Consider the following 17,389-nt stretch of genomic DNA (forward strand, 5'->3'; position numbering starts at 1 on the left):
ATACTAAGTATATATTATAAACAAGCGGATTTATTGGTAAAATCATTATTGAAAGTTATTTTAAAGGCTAAAATAATATATATCTAGTATATATAATTTCAATATATGATTAAGTTCATACGAATGTGAAAATTCATTTTCGGTCAAAGAATCAAGTTGACATTCTGACAGGTTCATTACTGGGATTGTGTGTCAATCACAGAAAATGGTGAAGAGACAAAATCAGAAGTATAGTCATAGAGGATAATCAAAATATCGTGACTAAAAATAAAAACACATATATAGCTGAAGAGTAAAGTCCATATCATTGTGTAAAAAAAGAAAAAGAGTCATGCTGCTTCCCCTTTGACAGATAAAAACACCAACTAAGAGATATGCAAACATGACTCAATATCATATTACCTCAAATAATGAACTTTTGCACGGGTTATTGACGCGAGACAAAGGATTACCAAGCTGCTGGAGCAAGTCGTGAAGCAACTTCTCTAAATATTCGTAACTTTTTCTTCCGTTTCCAAAATTCCATACCGTTCTTTTTCAATTTCCCGCCCTGCGTGTTCGGTGCCAAGGCAATCCCGAACCGAACAATCCTAAGGGCACTAAAAATACGGCCAGTATAAATGTAATGGTCGGTCCGATTGACCAAGCGAGTTGGGTTGCTCCCGCTCTAAATGCCTGTTTATCCTTTTCAGAAATTCGATCAAAACAGAAAAGCAGATGAAAAGAAACTGTCGTTTACTTTTTTTTTCGGGACTTTTCAGACAGCTCTTACTATGTTAGTATGTTTTGGTCTTTATTGACATGGAGTTTTAAGTTAGTTCAAAAAACAGATAGTCGAATAAAAAGCTGCTGCAGAACATGTTATAATATGATATTCATGTACAAATATGAACAATAAAGGTGGGATTCGTCATGAGATTTGGTATTATAGGAACAAACTGGATTACCGACCATTTTATAAAAGCTGCAAGCGCACACCCGGAATTTTCCCTCGGCGCTGTTTATTCGAGAACAATGGAAAAAGCAAAAATGTTTGCCGAAAAATATCAGATAAAACACGTGTACACCAACCTTGAAGAAATGTTTCAAAGCGGCAATATTGACGCCGTTTATATTGCATCCCCCAACAAATTCCATGCCGAACAAAGTATTTTGGCCATGAAAAATAGAATTCACGTTCTTTGCGAAAAGCCGGCAGTAACGTCCGTGCAAGAAATGGATGAGGTCATTCAAACGGCCAAAACTTACAATGCCATGTTTATGGAAGCGATGAAATCAACCGTTACACCGACCTTTTTAAATTTAAAAAAACATCTTGACGAAATCGCTCCGATCAGACGATTTGTTTTCCATTACAATCAATATTCTTCACGATATGATAAATATAAAGAAGGAATTATTGAAAATGCCTTTAAACCGGAATTAGGAAACGGTTCGAAAATGGATTTGGGTGTATACTGCTTAGCACCGATTGTTCATCTAGTCGGCGCACCAAAATCCATAGTAAAAAATCACTATTACTTATCCACCGGTGCAGACGGTCAAGGAAGTATGATTTTAAATTATGATAATTTTGAAGCAGTCGTAATGTATTCCAAAATAACAGACTCCTTTTTCCCTAGTGAAATCCAAGGAGAAAAAGGTGTTATTGAAATTGACAAAATCAGTGATCCGAAGAAAGTTGTCATCAAATATCGAAACGGTGAAATAAAAGATTTGACCGTGGAACATAAATTTGAAACGATGTATTATGAAGTAGAAGAATTTATAAACTGCGTGAAAAACGGCAAAATTGAATCCGATATAAATAGTCATGAACGGACAAAACAAGTTGTGAAGTTGTTGACGATGTAGTGAAATTCCTAACGCCAGTGGAAAAATGCTAATGAAATGAATCGCAATCGACTTAGACGGCACACTTTTAACAACTGATCATATGATTAGCGAACGAAACCGTGAAGCAATTGTAAATGCACAAACAAAGACAAAGCCTCTTTACCCATTTAAAGGCAGAAGAGGCTTTCTGTTTTTCTCTCCGCTATTTTCTTTTCCGCACGTTCAATCATTGTTGGCACGGCTCCTTTTGAAACATAAATAATTGGCAATTTGGCTGTATGATAAATAATGGCCTCCAGACGTCAAACAAACTTCTCTCTTTCGATTTGCTTGCAATTCCTCATAGTGAAGATAAAAACCCCAAAAAAGTGTTATATACGCATTTCATTTTTAATGCTTGATTGATTATTTTTAGGAAAACTTTGCCAATCCTTTGATTTGCATCGGTTGAACAGAGATTTTTGCACGATTGGTGGCGACGACAATTGGCTTATTCAAATCACTGAGACCTTCTTCTGTAAAATAACCACCATCTCGGAATATGAACTGATTTTTGTCGCGATTGACGGAGAAAAATATTGGAAAAAATGGCTTGACTTAAACATCCAATTCGGTAGAATGGAAAAAATATCGAATCTTTAAAATTTTGAAGTTAGGAGACTAAACTAAAATGATATTACGATTTCACTATGCTTGGGTGATTTTATTTGTCACGTTTTTATCTCTTTTAGCTGTTCAAGGCGTTCGTCTTTCTTTCGGGGCTTTTGTTGAACCTTGGGAAAGGGAATTTTCAATGGACAGAGGGACGGTATCGCTTATTTCGACATTAAGCTTTATTGTTTATGGAGTTTCCCAACCATTTATAGGAAGGTTAGTCGACAAATTTGGGCCTCGTATGATCCTTTCTGTCAGTACTTTTTTGGTAGCAGTTAGTATTCTATTAACAGCTTTTGTCCATCATCCTTGGCAATTGTTTATTCTATATGCCATATTTGTATCACTTGGGGTTGGCGGAGCGTCAAACGTGGCTGCAACAGTAGTTGTTACAAACTGGTTTAATGAAAGACGAGGATTTGCTTTAGGGATTGTCGAAGCAGGGTTTGGAGCCGGACAAATGCTGTTGGTACCAGGATCTCTATTATTAATTCAATGGTTGAATTGGAAAGCAACGGTCATCATCTTAGGATGTTTTTTAATGATTGTTGTGTTTCCAATTGTCCTGTTAATTTTACGAAACCATCCTAATGAAAAAGGTATGTTGCCAATTGGCGGAATGGATCAAGAAGAAAGCACAACTGAACAGCCAAGTAAATTCAATGATTTTTCAATTTGGGATGCTTTTCGAAAAAAACAATTTTGGTTCTTGATTTTACCATTTAGCGTTTGCGGTTTTACCACTACAGGTTTAATGGATACACATCTTATCCCTTATGCCCAGTTGTGTGGAGTTCCAACAAGTGCGACTAGTGCAGCAGTAACTATATTGGCTGCTTTTAATATTATAGGAATACTATTTTCTGGTGTGTTAGCAGATCGCTGGAGTAGTCGAAAAATGCTCATCTGTCTATATGTTATACGGGCATTATCGTTGTTTATTCTATTCTATAGCTATAACCCTCTGCTATTAATTATTTTCGCTATCGTTTTTGGATTGGTTGATTTTTCCACTGTTGCTCCTACACAATTGTTGGTAACGCAATACTTTAAACAACACTCTGTTGGTTTTATCATTGGTTGGCTATCTTTCAGCCACCAAATTGGATCAGCACTAGGAGCCTATGTGCCAGGTTTACTATACAGTTACCATGGGAATTATAATGTTGCTTTTTATTTTTCAATAATCATATTAGTCATTTCAGCAATCCTCACCTTCTTTCTTCCTGAATTTTCTAAAGAAAAGGTAACGATTTAGGAGAAGGCGCCTATGCGATTTTTTGGAGACCTCGAACCTGTTGTCACTCGGCAAAAAAGCTGAACAAATTCGTAAGACTGACCTATTCATTTATTTATTGAGCCAACCTCAATATTCGCAGATCCCCTGTTCACATTTTTATTTGCCTAACCAAACTTCCTGTTTCGGTTTTCCGACAAGGCCTTTTAAGGCTACAGATAACGTGCTAAAAAAATTTTTAAAAACCTTTTCACGGAACATGATTGCGAAATGGAGGATACGGAAAACGTTCAAAAAAAGCTGTCCAGAAAGTCAAAATCCATTGAAAACGAAACATTATAAACATTGATATATCAACGTTTCTAAAACTTTAAAGGGGCGGCTATAAGCCGGAAAATCGACTTATTAGACAGCCCCCTTACCCTTTCCATCATAATGTTTACCTCGATCCCTTCAGCCATTGGCCTATAGGCTTGGAAGTCCGTATGCGACCGTTGTCAAATACCAATTTCCCCCGTTGAAATGTCGCAAGGATTTTGCAAGGGAATGTATGATTGACATATAAACTATGCTTGTGTTTTTGAAGCAAACTGTTTTTCTCGACTGTGAAGGAATCTTTTAAACTTATAATCACAAAATCTGCGTCTTTTCCTTTTGCAATTTCCCCTTTTTTCCCGTCCAAGCCAAATCGTTTGGCGGGTCTAGCAGATGTCCAATGAATCAGCTTCGGAAAAGGAATGCGATAGCGAACCGCTAGTTCGATCATCGCCATCAATGTAAATTGTCCCCCGCTGATTCCTCCCCAAATTTTGAAAAAATTCGTTTCATCTTCTTTCAAGTTCCATGGCGACGGGGAATGGTCGGATGCGACAAAGTCAATCTGATCTTTTAAAAACAAATCAACCAATTTTTTCTGGTCGCCGGATTCACGCAATGGGGGAGCGCATTTTGCAACCGCTCCAAGCTTTTTCGTATGTTCATGGTCAAACAAAAGATAATGCGGGCACGTTTCCAATGTGACATCAAGTCCTCTTTTCTTCGCTTGCTGGATTTCTTCAACGGCTTCTGCACTGCTGATATGAACGAAATGCAAAGAACAGCCGGTCTGTTCCGCAAATGTAATGGCTTTTCTGACAGCTAGCCATTCCGCCGCAATCGGTCTTGATTGTAAATAATCGTCCGGTCCGAATTTTTCTTGCCGCTCTTTTTCTCTCTGCAAAAATTGCACCATTGCGCCGTCTTCTGCATGAAGAGCCAAAATTTTACGCAAGCCGGCGATCGTTTTCATTCCATTCAAGAGCGTATTATCATCAACCGCTGCGAACTCTTTATTGCCGCTCGGGGACATGAAAGCTTTAAATCCGACAACTCCTTTTTCCGCAAGAGACGCTAAATCATTTTCATTGCCCGGAACAAGCCCGCCCCACAATCCAAAGTCAACGAATGACTTTTCCTCGCCTATTTTTCCTTTTTGTTGAAGAGCTTCAAGATCAGTTGTAGAAGGAACACCGTTGAGCGGCATATCAAAAAACGTCGTACAGCCGCCTGCTGCAAGCATAGATGAACCTGTTGAAAAGCCTTCCCAATCCTCTCTGCCCGGTTCATTGAAATGAACATGGACATCAATCAATCCGGGAAAAACGTAATGGCCTTCCGCATCCCAAACGACATCGGCTTCCCCGTCAATGTCATCGCCAATTTCAACAACAATGCCGTCTTTAACAGCTAAATTTGTTTTTTTCACTTCGTCATGAAACACAACGCTGCCGTTTTTGACTATAAGATCGTAGATCATTTTTATCAAACTCCATTTAAAATAAAAATTTTTCCATCAGTGCTTTTTTCATGTTATTTGTTATTCATAAGTTCCGGTTCAACTTCTTCTAATAATGAAAAATCAATATAATCTTTCTTATTTGGGATATTTTTGATATTTCCTACACTCAATAAATATTCTCCTACTTCAGAACCATTGCTTTTGTTCATAAAGGAATCGTCGACTTGCATTGTATAAACATTTCTATTCATAATTTCCTTTAACTCGCTTTCTTCTAAATGAAGTTCAGGCGCTAAAATTTTAATTGCTTCTTCTCTATTCTTATTAATGTAATCTGTAGCTTTTATTAAAGCCCTAATGATTGCTTTTACCGTATTCGGATTTTCTTTTAGGAAATCATCCGTTACTTGCAGTGTTGTATGAACACTCATCCAATCAACAGATTTTTCTTTTCCATCAAAATTGTCAACCGTACCGCTAAATAGTAGTTTTCCTCCGCTATTGATAGCCTTCGTTATAAACGGTTCCCAAGCAGCCATTGCATCAATATCACCTTTTTCAAGAGCAGTTAAAGCATCGCTAGGAGCTAGGTTCACAAAATTTATCTTTTTTATGTCAACATTATAATCGTTTGCCATATTTTGAATGGCAATCATTACATCAGCACCACTAGGAATACCTATTGATTTTCCTTCCAAATCTTTTGGAGAATTAATTTCAGCATGCTTGCCCGCTACGACCGCTTGTGTTCCTGCAATTTGTGCAAGCGGAGCCACGATTTTCACCTTAACACCTGAGGAAGCTAAAATAATATCCATAAAATTTGTTTGTAAACTAACCGGAGCACTTCCACCAGCAATCATAGGTCCAATATCTGGTCCGCTTTCAATTAATTGGTTTGTTACGTTTAGCCCTTCTTCCTTAAAAAATCCTAACTTATCTGCAATGATTTGTTGTGAAGAAATTTGCGCATCCCTTACCCCTACTAATGTTATATCCTTCACTTCTAGTTCATCACTCGCTTTATTACTATTTTCACTAGTTGTTGTCGAACTGTTTGAGCCGCACGCAACGATTGCAAACATTGTCAAAAAAACTAGGCAAAAAAGAAAAATTTTTCTCATTTATAATTCCTCCCTTATTATTTTTCTACAGCATTTTCAAATCCGCCTGTTCTCCATTTCAATAGTTTTTTCTCAATCACTTTTAATAACAAGGAAAAAAGACTATATTCAATACCTATTAAAATAATAGCTACATACATATTTAAAATTTTCATATAGTTTCGAGCGTCCACAATAATATACCCTAAACCACTTTTTGCACCCATCATTTCTGAAACCACTAATGCTGAAAAAGCCAATCCTAAACTTATTTGACATCCAGTAAAAATATTTGGTAATGTTGACGGAATAATAATTTTCTTAAATATTTGTCTATCATTTGCGCCTAAGCTTAATGCAGAACGAATATAAGAAGAATGAACACTTTTAATTCCATCAATTGTATTCGTCATAACTGGAAAAAATGTTGTCCAAGCAATTAATATAATTTTTGGAATTTCGCCAATTCCGAACCAAATAATAAATAAAGGCAGCAACGCTAAAGCTGGAATAGGACCGATCATGTTAAAGACAGGCATAAACCAAAATTCAATCTTCTCTACCCTTCCTATCAATAATGCGGCAATCACCCCGAGAAGAACTCCGATTGCAAAGCCAATTACTATTCGGATCGTACTCGACACAATACTGTCTATAATTAATCCTGAATGAAATAGTTCTACACCATTTAGAAATATAAGTGAAGGCGGTGGAAAAAAAACGGGATTTACTATGGAAAAATTTATATTTAATCTTGTAATGACTTCCCATAAAACAAAAAAAGCAATTATTGGAATAGCATGTAAATATTTTTTATTTCTAACCTTGCCCACTTTTTTCGTATAGACAGAAACTGCTTCTTGTCTGGCCGCCATATTTTTCATAAGCTTCCTCCTAACTAGCTGACAAAATGCTCTTCTAAATTCTCCATCAAAATACTAAATTCAGGATCACGATAATTTCGAGGACGGGGTAAATGAATCTCTAATTCTGTAGCAATCATTCCATTTTTCATGACAATCACTCTATCTGCAAGATAGACAGCTTCAGCTAAATCATGGGTAATAAATATAATAGTAGGCTTTACTTCTTTCCATATACGAATTAGTTCAGTTCTCATATTTTCACGGGTAAACATATCTAACGCTCCAAAAGGCTCGTCCATTAACAAAATTTCAGGTTCTCCGGCTAAAGCTCTTGCAATGCCGACGCGTTGTTTCATACCTCCTGAAAGTTGTTCAGGATAATGGTTTGCATTGTCTGATAAACCAATTAATTCTATATAACGTAATGCTTTTTCCAATGCTTTCTTTTTTGGCATCCCTTGCACGATTGGTCCAAAAGCGATATTTTCTAAAACAGTGAACCAAGGGTATAGTGCATGATCTTGAAAAACGACTCCTCTTTCCTTGGAAGGTTTTGTTACAAAAGATCCGTTTACCTTAATCACTCCTTCATCTGGTTTAATAAATCCCGCAATCAAATTTAATAGAGTTGATTTTCCGCCGCCACTGCTTCCCAATACACAAATAAATTCATGCGGTTGAACAGTAAGGTTTATCCCTTTTAAAACAAGATGATCATTATAAAACTTTTTTACATTTTCAACTATCAATGTCATATTTCTCATCCCTTTATGTAACTTTTATTAACGCAAAATGAAACTATATTGGTATATTATACGTAATTCTTTGATTTATCCACTGTCAAAATAAATAAAAATTAAAAAAGATTTTGTGTAAAATATCAAAAATTAAAAAAATCGAACAACTGTTTTTGGTAACAATTGTTCGATCAACATGTTAAAAAGTATCATAAATATCTAAGATGATACTTTACTTTTTTGTTTCCCATACATATTCAGCGCTGCTTGTGCTCCTTCACCTCTGTTTATGCGAACACCGTGATAGATGAGAACTGCCTCCAATGCTGTCAGCAGCTTGAGAATATTTTCTTTGCGGCAGCTGTAGCCCATTGTACCGATCCTCCAGATTTTTCCGTGGAGCGGGCCAAACGAGCTGGCAATTTCAATCCCGAATTCATCCAGCAGCATGCGGCGCACGGATTCTCCTTCGACGCCCTCCGGAATGTTGACGCATGTGACGGTCGGCAGTTTAAAGCGTTTATCGCCGAACAATGTGAGTCCCATTGCTTCCAGCCCGGCCATTAATGTCCGTTCATGGAGGCGGTGGCGTGCAAATCGATTTTCCAATCCTTCCTCCATAATAAGCCTCAAGCCTTCACGCAATGCGTAAAGCATTGATGTAGCTTCCGTATGATGATTTAATCGCCGCGGGCTCCAATAATCTTGAAGCTGGCTTAAATCAAAATAGTTGCTAATAATTGTTTGACCTGAGGCCATTTGCTGATCCAATTCCGTCCGAATTCCTCTTTCTACCTTTTTACGCGACAAAACGATTTTTTCAATTCTGTCATTATATGTGATGGGAGCCATCCCAGATGGAACTGATAAGCATTTTTGCGTCCCGCCGATCACGCCGTCAAGCTGCCATTCGTCGACATTCACGTCCGTTCCTCCAATTGTCGCAACCGCATCGACTACAAGAATTACATCCATCTCCCGGCAAGCTTTCCCGATCTCCTCAAGCGGCTGCATGCACCCCGTTGAGGTTTCCCCATGGACGATCGCGACTATTTTCGGCTGAACCTTCTTTATTTCTCTAATTACATCCTCCGGGTCAAACACCGTTCCCCATTCACGCTCAATTGTAGTGACATCAGCCCCGTAGCGTTCGCATATTTCGGTTAATAAATAGCCGAACCGGCCGTATATCGGGATCAGCACTTTGTCGCCCTGTTCGATAATGCTCGCCAGCATCGCTTCAATGCCCGATCTGGAGGTTCCATCGATAGGGAACGCCCATTTGTTGTCCGTACGAAATAAATAACGAAGCATTTCCATTACTTCATTCATGATCGAAGTAAATGCAGGATCAAATTGGCCTAAAATCGGCGTACTCATCGCCTGCAAAACTCTCGGATCGACTTCAACAGGCCCCGGTGTCATGATCGTTCTATTAGGTGTCTGTAGAGGCAGAAATTTCATTTCGTCCACAATCCTTTCTTTTAATATGCCAATCTATATAAATAATGGATTAAAAACTTAACGCCGCTTTCTAAATAAGCCGCTGCGGTATATTCCTTCGGCGAGTGGCTGATTCCGTTATGACTCGGGACAAAAAAAAGCGCAGTCGGACAATAGGTTCCGAACATTTGCGAATCATGTCCCGCTCCGCTAACCAAGATTTCATGAGACAGATTTTGCTCTTCTGCAATTTCTTTTGACAGCCTCAGCAATTGTTGATCCATTTTGACCGGCTTGACGTTCAGCCATTCATTTAACAAAATATCGACATTGTATTGTGCGCTCACATTTTTAAAATGACGTGAAAATGTTGAACAAAATTGCTCCAGCAGTTCTTCCTCGTGATGACGGATATCGATCGTAAAAACGACTTCACCTGCAATCACATTCGGAACGTTAGGTTCAACCTTTATTTTGCCGACGGTCACTCTTAGTTGGTCGCACACCTGTTTGGCTTGTTTCATTAAATAGGTAATCAGTTCAGAGGTAATGGCCACCGCATCTTTTCGGCAGGGCATCGGGGTTGTTCCTGCGTGGTTGCTTTCACCAACAACCTTTACTTGATAGCGGCGCTGTCCAACAATGTCGCTGACAATGCCCAACGATTTTTTCTTTTTTTCTAACACAGAGCCCTGTTCGATGTGCAGCTCAATAAAGCATTGAATATCGTTTCGAAATGGCTGGCGAAATCTTTCCTGTCCAAAACCGCATTCATTCATTGCTTGCACAAACGAAATCCCTTTAGAATCAACAATTTTTTGTATATGCTTAAAAGAGCGCCTCCCCGTTACAGAGCCTGACCCCCAAAATGTAAGCGGAAACCGGCTGCCTTCCTCTTCACATAAGGATACGACCTCAATCGTTTTTTTTGGTGTTCCAAAACGCTTTAATAAATAATGAGTCGCCAACAAGCCGGCAATAATGCCGTATGCGCCGTCATATTTTCCTCCTTCAATAACCGTATCGATATGCGAACCAGTTAAGATTGTTTTGGAGGATGGAGATGATCCTTCTGCTCGGCCGAACAAGTTGCCGACATCATCAAAATAGGGAGCTAATCCGCATTCCTCCATTTTCTCCTTCAACGCTTCCTGCGCTGACAGCCATTGTTCGCTATATAACAGCCGGGTAACTCCGCCTTTTTCCGTTTTACCGAATGTTGCAAGCCATTCGATCAGCCTTTCAACTTCCTCTTCAAGCTGAATGGGGCCAAGTAAATGAACTGTCATGTCTCTTCCCTCTTTTCTATTCAAAATAAGCAAATATCCTTGTTATATTTTGTTCCATAAAATGTGAATTTACTTTATTTTATCGTTATTCTTTTTCATATACATTGGCAATTTTGATATAAATTTCACCATCTTTTGTGCATGTTCACTAAAATTTGAAGACAAAGGGGCTGAAAAAATGAAAATTTCCGAAATATTAAAAATTCCCGTTATGAAAAATGCCAAGCTCATCGCCGGCCATAACGGAAAAGATCGAGAAGTTTTCAGCGTCAATATGATGGATGCACCGGATATCATCGATTTTCTGAAACCGAATGAACTGCTTGTAACAACTGCCTTTCATTTAAAAGACAATCCGAATGATCTGCTCGCACTCATCAAAAATATGGCGGATCAGCAATGTGCAGGGTTGGCAATTAAAATGAAGCGATTTTTGGAAGAAATTCCGGAGGCTTGCCTGAAGTATGCAAATGAAAAAAATTTCCCAATTATTGAATTGCCGATTGAGGTTACGTTAGGAGAGGTTGTGAACCAGACATTAAGCTATATATTGGACAAACGGACAAACGAATTGCTCAATGCGATTGAAATCCATCAGCAATTTACAAACCATATTTTAAGAGGAAAAGGGCTCGTCTCATTACTGGAAAATTTGGCAAACTTGATCGGCTGTCCAATTTTACTGTTGGATCAGCACTTTCAAATGATTGCTTCTTCATCTTCCGTTACATCGAGTCTGCCGGAAATCGAGGAAATGTACACAGACGGATTTCGCTTTTTCTTACAGCCAAGCTCTTACACTTGTTTTTCCATTATTTCTAGTAAACGAACTGTTTCCGTTTTTCCCATTTACACTCATGAAAGCAACAGCGGATGTTTAATTGTTTTTGATGCCATTCCTTTTCACAGTCCTTCGCTTGTGTTGACGATTGAACAAGCGACAAATGTCATTTCATTTGAATTGATGAAAAAAAATGCTCTTAAACAACATAAACGAAAAGTTCAAAATGAATTTTTTATCAATTTTACAGATGGCGCCTTTCAATCAAAAGAAGAGATTGTCATTAAAGCAAAAGAATTTAAAATTCGCAATGATCAATCGTATTTTTGTGCAGCAGGAAAATTGGATGAAAGAAAAAAATCTTTAACGTTTACACAATTCCATAAAGAAAATGAACGGATTTTTGAATTTATGGAAAAAGAAGCTGATGCGTTCCCAAATCCTGTTCATTTTTTTGTGAAGGGGAACGTAGGCATTTTGCTCTTCCCGATTCAAAAATCATGGCTGGAGCTTCATTCTTCCATCATGCCGTTTTTAAAGGAATTGCAAGCGAAAATTAGAAGCAGGTTCCAACGGACTGTCTCATTCGGCATCGGCAGTCTTTGCCAACAATTTTTAGATGTAAAAAAAGGCTATAAAGAAGCGTTGGAAGTGCTGGAAGAAGAACAGTATTCCGGAAATCAAGAATTCATTCAAATTCATAAGAAAAAAGATATTTATACGCTATTGAAAATGATTCCAAAAGAAGAGCTGATTGATTTTTACGAACAGATTTTGACAAACCTTTCAGACCCGGCAGACACTGAAAAACAGGCTCTGCTGCAAACGCTGTTTTTATTTTTGGAAAATCATTGTCAAATTTCTGAAACAGCCAAAAAGCTTTTCGTTCATCGCAATACGGTGATCTATCGATTAGAAAAATGCGAGGAGCTCATCGGAAAAAGCTTAAAGGATCCAGAAGCCACTATTAGCCTCCGCTTGGCATTCCGCATAAAAAATTTGCTTCAATTATAAAAAAATTGAGGCAAGAGCTTTAGTAAATGAAAATGTAATTTGTCTATAAAGCTTTAGATACATTAACTAAATTTTGCAAAAACGATTATGTAATTCAACCAATGACTTCACTACATCGTTCTTTTATTATGAAAAACAAATAACATCTAGTGTTAGATTTTTTTACATAAGAGGAGGAGAGGTCACTTGACAAATCAAAATGGAGGAACTCATCTTTTTTCACTTGGTTTGCAGCATGTACTGGCGATGTATGCAGGCGCCATTGTTGTTCCTCTTGTTGTCGGAGGAGCGTTAAACCTTTCGACGCAGGAGCTGTCATATCTAGTTGCGATTGATTTATTGACATGCGGAATCGCCACCCTGCTGCAGGCGTTCAAAACAAAATATTTCGGCATTGGTTTACCTGTCATATTAGGTGCTTCATTTGTTGCTGTTACACCGATGATCGGGATCGGAAAAGAGTACGGCATCAATGCAATCTATGGATCGATCATTGCCGCAGGAATATTCATTATTCTTTTTGCTCCGCTCTTTGGCAAAATAACAAGATTATTGTTCCCGCCGGTCGTGACAGGTACAGTTGTCACCCTTATAGGACTGTCCTTAATACCGGTCGGGATTAAAAACATGGCGGGCGGTGCAGGAAGTCCGAAATTTGGTGATCCGGAAAATTTGCTCCTTTCATTTGGGGTTTTTCTTTTGATTTTGTTTATGAATCGATTTTTCACAGGCTTTTTTCGGGCAATCTCTGTGCTTATCGGGATTATCGCGGGTACGGTCGCCGCGGCTTTTATGGGAGAGGTTGATGTGAAAGAAGTAATGCAAGCTTCATGGATTCATTCTCCGAAATTTTTGTATTTCGGTCCACCTACTTTTGAGCTTGTGCCGATCTTAACAATGACATTAGTGGGCATTGTCATCATGATTGAATCGACTGGCGCCTTTTTAGCCCTAAGCAAAATTTGCGGAAAAGATCTTAGCGACCAAGATCTTGCGCGCGGATATCGTGCCGAAGGATTGGCTTTCATCATCGGCGGTTGTTTGAACGCTTTCCCGTACAACACGTTTGCTCAGAACGTTGGACTTGTGCAGCTGACAAATATAAAAACGAGAAGCGTTGCGATCGTTGCTGGCTTTATACTTGTCACCCTTGGATTTATTCCGAAAATTGCTGCTTTTGCCACGATGATCCCAACATCTGTATTAGGGGGAGCAATGGTGATCATGTTTGGCATGGTCGTTGCTTCAGGCATTAAAATGTTAAGCACTGTTGATTTTCAACAGCAAAGCAATTTGTTAGTAATTGCCTGCTCCATTTCCCTCGGATTGGGTTCCACAGTTGTTCCTGATTTGTTTGCACAGCTGCCGCCTATGCTGCGAATTCTTTTTAGTGATGGGATTATAACAGGCAGTCTTACAGCCATCTTTTTAAACTTATTTTTTCACCATTTCTCACTGAAAAAATCTTCTGCTGTCGAACAGTTAAAACCGACAACGATCAAATTTTAAAAACGAAAGGAGAAAGCCGAATGGACATAGAACAAGTTAACCAACTCAGTGCGGCTGAATTTATTGAGAAGCTAGGCGGGATATTTGAAGATTCAACATGGGTGGCAGAAAAAGCAGAAAAATTCCGCCCGTTTTCTTCCGTGCAATCGCTTTTTTCCAAAATGGCTGAGATCGTGGATCAAGCTGACGAACACGAAAAATTGGCGCTTATTCGCAATCACCCTGCTTTAGGCGCAAGAACAAAAATGACCCGATTTTCGCAAACAGAACAACAAAAAGCGGGGCTGCAAAAACTGACAGATGAAGAATTCGATCGATTGTTAAAATTAAACGAAACGTATATGGAAAAATTTCAATTCCCGTTTATTTTGGCTGTGCGCGGCAAAACAAAGCAGGAAATATTTGCATCGATTGAACAGCGAATCAAAAACAATGCGGAAGCAGAGATAGAGCAAGCAATAGCAGAAATTAAAAAAATTGCCTATTTTCGACTGAAGGATATAGTGAAAGAAGAGAGAAACCTATGCTGACACGTACATTCCATTTTGATAGAACAAATTGACTTTCGTTATTTTTGATCTTTTGCACAGTACGAAGCCATATTCTTTTTAAGCGCCATAAATGGCGGTACAACTGAATCTGCTGAGAAATAATAACCAAAGAAATTACACGCTTGTTAAATAGTGAAAGAAAGCCGTGATTCAAATGCCATGCCCCGTCAGACAAGCGCTTCCAAAGTAACAAAACGGGCTTCCAAAATGAAAAACGAGGCAAATAAAAAGGTCAATAAGGAGATGGAATATGAAAGGATTAACAACACATATTTTAGATTTAACTCACGGTACGCCTGCACAAAACGTCAAAATCGAGCTGTTTTCTGTTACAGATCAAAACGAAACGGAAAAACAGCTGCTCAAAACCGCATTCACAAACGAAAACGGTCGGGTTGACGAACCGCTCATCACTGAGCAGCAATTAACACCGGGAACTTATGAACTTCTGTTTTACATTGGAGATTATTTTAAAAACAAAGGTTTATCCTTGAAGGAGCCGCTGTTTCTTAATCACGTCGTCGTCCGCTTCGGCATTTCTGATGCAAATGCCCATTATCATGTTCCATTGCTTATTTCACCGTGGGGGTATCAAGTGTATCGGGGAAGTTAATCGGATACAAATACTTTCTTCAACAACGTCATGAAAAAACGGGGCCTTCCAAAAGTCAGCGTTACTGACTTTTGGGAGACCCCCTTTATTTAAAAAAGCAAAAAAAATCGTCCCTTCTAGTAAAAGAAAGTTGCCTCACAACATTTCAGAAAGGACGATTTTATGAGCAACAATTGGAAGCTGGAGCGAAACAAAAGAAAAACAATCAATACAGATAAAGATGAGAACCAAACCTAGAGGAAGCCGCTATGAAATTAGAAGAAAAAGTGGAAAAGTTATCAGAAGAAATCGAAAAGGAAACAGATACAAACATACATAAGGACAAACAACAAAAGCGCAGTCAATGAAAGAAATCTGTGAAGCAAATTCGAGAAGATTTTATCCTACGGCAGGTTAAATACAAGGAACAAAAAGAAATCTTTGGCAACCGTAACAGCTATTCTAAAACGGATAAAGACGCAACCTTCATGCGCATGAAAGAAGACCATATGAAAAATGTGAAAAAACGGAACTCATCAATATATATTTCAAATTTACTATTTACGTTCATCTCCTCTATAAAATACATCAGGCTATCAGCAAACAGGCTTACGCCCATAATAATGCGGTTCGCTACTTTTATTTTACATTCAACAAACACTTTGGATATGAGGATAAATTTTTTAATATTGTAAAAATGGAAAAAAGACTAGTAAATGTGTTAATATTTTAAAAAATCAGAAATAAGGAGGATTTTAAAATGCTTAAGAAAATAGGTTTATTGTAATTGCATTTTTATTTTCCCTAAATTTTACTAGAGTAGAATTTGCTGCAGAAAACGATGCAAATGTTAATGAAGAAAGTCTTACACAAGAAGAATTAAACTATCTGTAAATGAAGTTGGCAACACTCAAGAAAAAGCTGATGCTCCATTGAAGTTGCTAGACAATTAATTGAAGAGGGAGCTAAAGTTATAGATTCTAGATCAGAAATTATTACTATATATGAACCAAAAGATGTTAAACCAGGACAAATTAGTACTATGGGAACTATTGCTTCTTCAACTTTAAAATTAGGTGGAACAGTATATAAAGTAACTAGTGATCGTTCAAAAGAAGATAATTTTATATATATGGTAACTTTCAATGGTTAAAAACACCTTCTTTTCATTTAGTTGATAAAATGACTATTGGTTTCCCTTCAAATTCAGGATTATATCTACCAACTAGCGGAGGAACAGTAAAACAGCACCAACATAGATATTCTCAAGATCCTCAAGGAAATGGACGTTCGATTGATTATTCAATTAAGTATTCTCCGAGTAATTGGGAGCCAAGTGCTGGTGTGGCTGGCTCATATGATTTAAAACCTTCTACTAGTCATACAAAACACAAAGGGTACATTGGTCAATATGTATATGTTCCTAAATCAAAAAATGCTAAAAATGGAATATGGTCATCAAAGAATTGCTGGAACACCTAGTATATCAGTTTATCCAGCAGGTTTATCAATCACGTCAACTCCAAAAACAGATACAAAATCATACGCATTAACTTTATCTTATTAATCTAGTTGGAGTGGTAAGTCTATGATACAAACGATTGCCAACTTTATTCTTATTCTAGTTGTATCGGTCATTTTATTTTATATACTTAATTATGATACTTCTTTAGATAGTGAATTAATACTATCTCTTTTAATTATCATTTCTCTACAAACATCATTGATATTAGCTATTTTATTAAAAAGAAAATAACTTTCTTAAAGGGATTGTCCAAAAGTTGAACTGTCCCCTGTCAAGCAGACAGTGGAAATCATAAATTGCTTTAAACGGCTTGAGCTCTAAATTCTAATGGGCTTAAGCCGTTTAATTTTTCTTGATCGCGTTTGTTATTATAAAACTCTTAATCGCTTGTTGTAACGCTTTAAACGTTTCATATCGTTTCAGATCATACCTTTCACACGTTCAGGTTGCCCAAAAAGATTCCATTGGGGCGTTT

12 protein-coding genes are annotated in these 17,389 nt (G+C 37.8%); 6 read left to right on the forward strand and 6 right to left on the reverse strand.

Annotated features, from left to right (window positions below):
* The first annotated feature begins 912 nt into the window (after positions 1 to 912).
* Both NSQ94_RS11545 and NSQ94_RS11550 read left to right on the forward strand, forming a co-directional pair.
* Complete coding sequence (locus NSQ94_RS11545) at positions 913 to 1,854, forward strand: Gfo/Idh/MocA family oxidoreductase (protein ID WP_339229151.1); 942 nt, start codon at positions 913 to 915, stop codon at positions 1,852 to 1,854.
* Between the two features lie 652 nt (positions 1,855 to 2,506).
* Positions 2,507 to 3,748, forward strand: coding sequence for an MFS transporter (locus NSQ94_RS11550; RefSeq protein WP_339229153.1), 1,242 nt, complete (start codon positions 2,507 to 2,509; stop codon positions 3,746 to 3,748).
* A gap of 418 nt (positions 3,749 to 4,166) precedes the next feature.
* On the opposite strand, the gene NSQ94_RS11555 is transcribed toward NSQ94_RS11550, so the two are convergent.
* From NSQ94_RS11555 to allC, 6 genes are all read right to left on the reverse strand, one after another.
* Positions 4,167 to 5,522: an allantoinase gene (locus NSQ94_RS11555; RefSeq protein ID WP_339229154.1), complete on the reverse strand. Its 1,356-nt coding sequence runs from the start codon at positions 5,520 to 5,522 to the stop codon at positions 4,167 to 4,169.
* Between the two features lie 53 nt (positions 5,523 to 5,575).
* Complete coding sequence (locus NSQ94_RS11560; protein WP_144597876.1) at positions 5,576 to 6,628, reverse strand: ABC transporter substrate-binding protein; 1,053 nt, start codon at positions 6,626 to 6,628, stop codon at positions 5,576 to 5,578.
* A 17-nt stretch (positions 6,629 to 6,645) separates the two neighbouring features.
* Positions 6,646 to 7,491, reverse strand: coding sequence for an ABC transporter permease (locus NSQ94_RS11565; protein WP_339195139.1), 846 nt, complete (start codon positions 7,489 to 7,491; stop codon positions 6,646 to 6,648).
* A 14-nt stretch (positions 7,492 to 7,505) separates the two neighbouring features.
* Positions 7,506 to 8,228 (reverse strand): ABC transporter ATP-binding protein, encoded by a 723-nt coding sequence (locus NSQ94_RS11570; protein WP_339229156.1) that lies wholly within the window; start codon positions 8,226 to 8,228, stop codon positions 7,506 to 7,508.
* Positions 8,229 to 8,429: 201 nt separating this feature from the next.
* On the reverse strand, positions 8,430 to 9,674 hold the full coding sequence (locus NSQ94_RS11575) for an alanine--glyoxylate aminotransferase family protein (RefSeq protein WP_339229158.1): 1,245 nt from the start codon (positions 9,672 to 9,674) through the stop codon (positions 8,430 to 8,432).
* Positions 9,675 to 9,694: 20 nt separating this feature from the next.
* On the reverse strand, positions 9,695 to 10,942 hold the full coding sequence (allC, locus tag NSQ94_RS11580; protein ID WP_339229160.1) for an allantoate deiminase: 1,248 nt from the start codon (positions 10,940 to 10,942) through the stop codon (positions 9,695 to 9,697).
* Positions 10,943 to 11,120: 178 nt separating this feature from the next.
* Here allC and NSQ94_RS11585 point away from each other — a divergent pair, with 178 nt between their 5' ends.
* The 4 genes from NSQ94_RS11585 to uraH all read left to right on the forward strand — a co-directional run bounded on the left by NSQ94_RS11585 (position 11,121) and on the right by uraH (position 15,410).
* Positions 11,121 to 12,737: a PucR family transcriptional regulator gene (locus NSQ94_RS11585; protein WP_339229162.1), complete on the forward strand. Its 1,617-nt coding sequence runs from the start codon at positions 11,121 to 11,123 to the stop codon at positions 12,735 to 12,737.
* A 186-nt stretch (positions 12,738 to 12,923) separates the two neighbouring features.
* Complete coding sequence (locus NSQ94_RS11590) at positions 12,924 to 14,246, forward strand: nucleobase:cation symporter-2 family protein (protein ID WP_339229164.1); 1,323 nt, start codon at positions 12,924 to 12,926, stop codon at positions 14,244 to 14,246.
* Between the two features lie 20 nt (positions 14,247 to 14,266).
* Positions 14,267 to 14,776, forward strand: a complete 510-nt coding sequence (uraD, locus tag NSQ94_RS11595) for a 2-oxo-4-hydroxy-4-carboxy-5-ureidoimidazoline decarboxylase (RefSeq protein WP_094245586.1) — start codon at positions 14,267 to 14,269, stop codon at positions 14,774 to 14,776.
* A 271-nt stretch (positions 14,777 to 15,047) separates the two neighbouring features.
* Complete coding sequence (gene uraH / locus NSQ94_RS11600) at positions 15,048 to 15,410, forward strand: hydroxyisourate hydrolase (protein ID WP_094245585.1); 363 nt, start codon at positions 15,048 to 15,050, stop codon at positions 15,408 to 15,410.
* The last annotated feature ends 1,979 nt before the right edge of the window (positions 15,411 to 17,389 follow it).

It is taken from the genome of Aeribacillus sp. FSL K6-2833 (genome assembly GCF_037965815.1).
Taxonomy (GTDB): Bacteria; Bacillota; Bacilli; order Bacillales; family Aeribacillaceae; genus Aeribacillus; species Aeribacillus composti.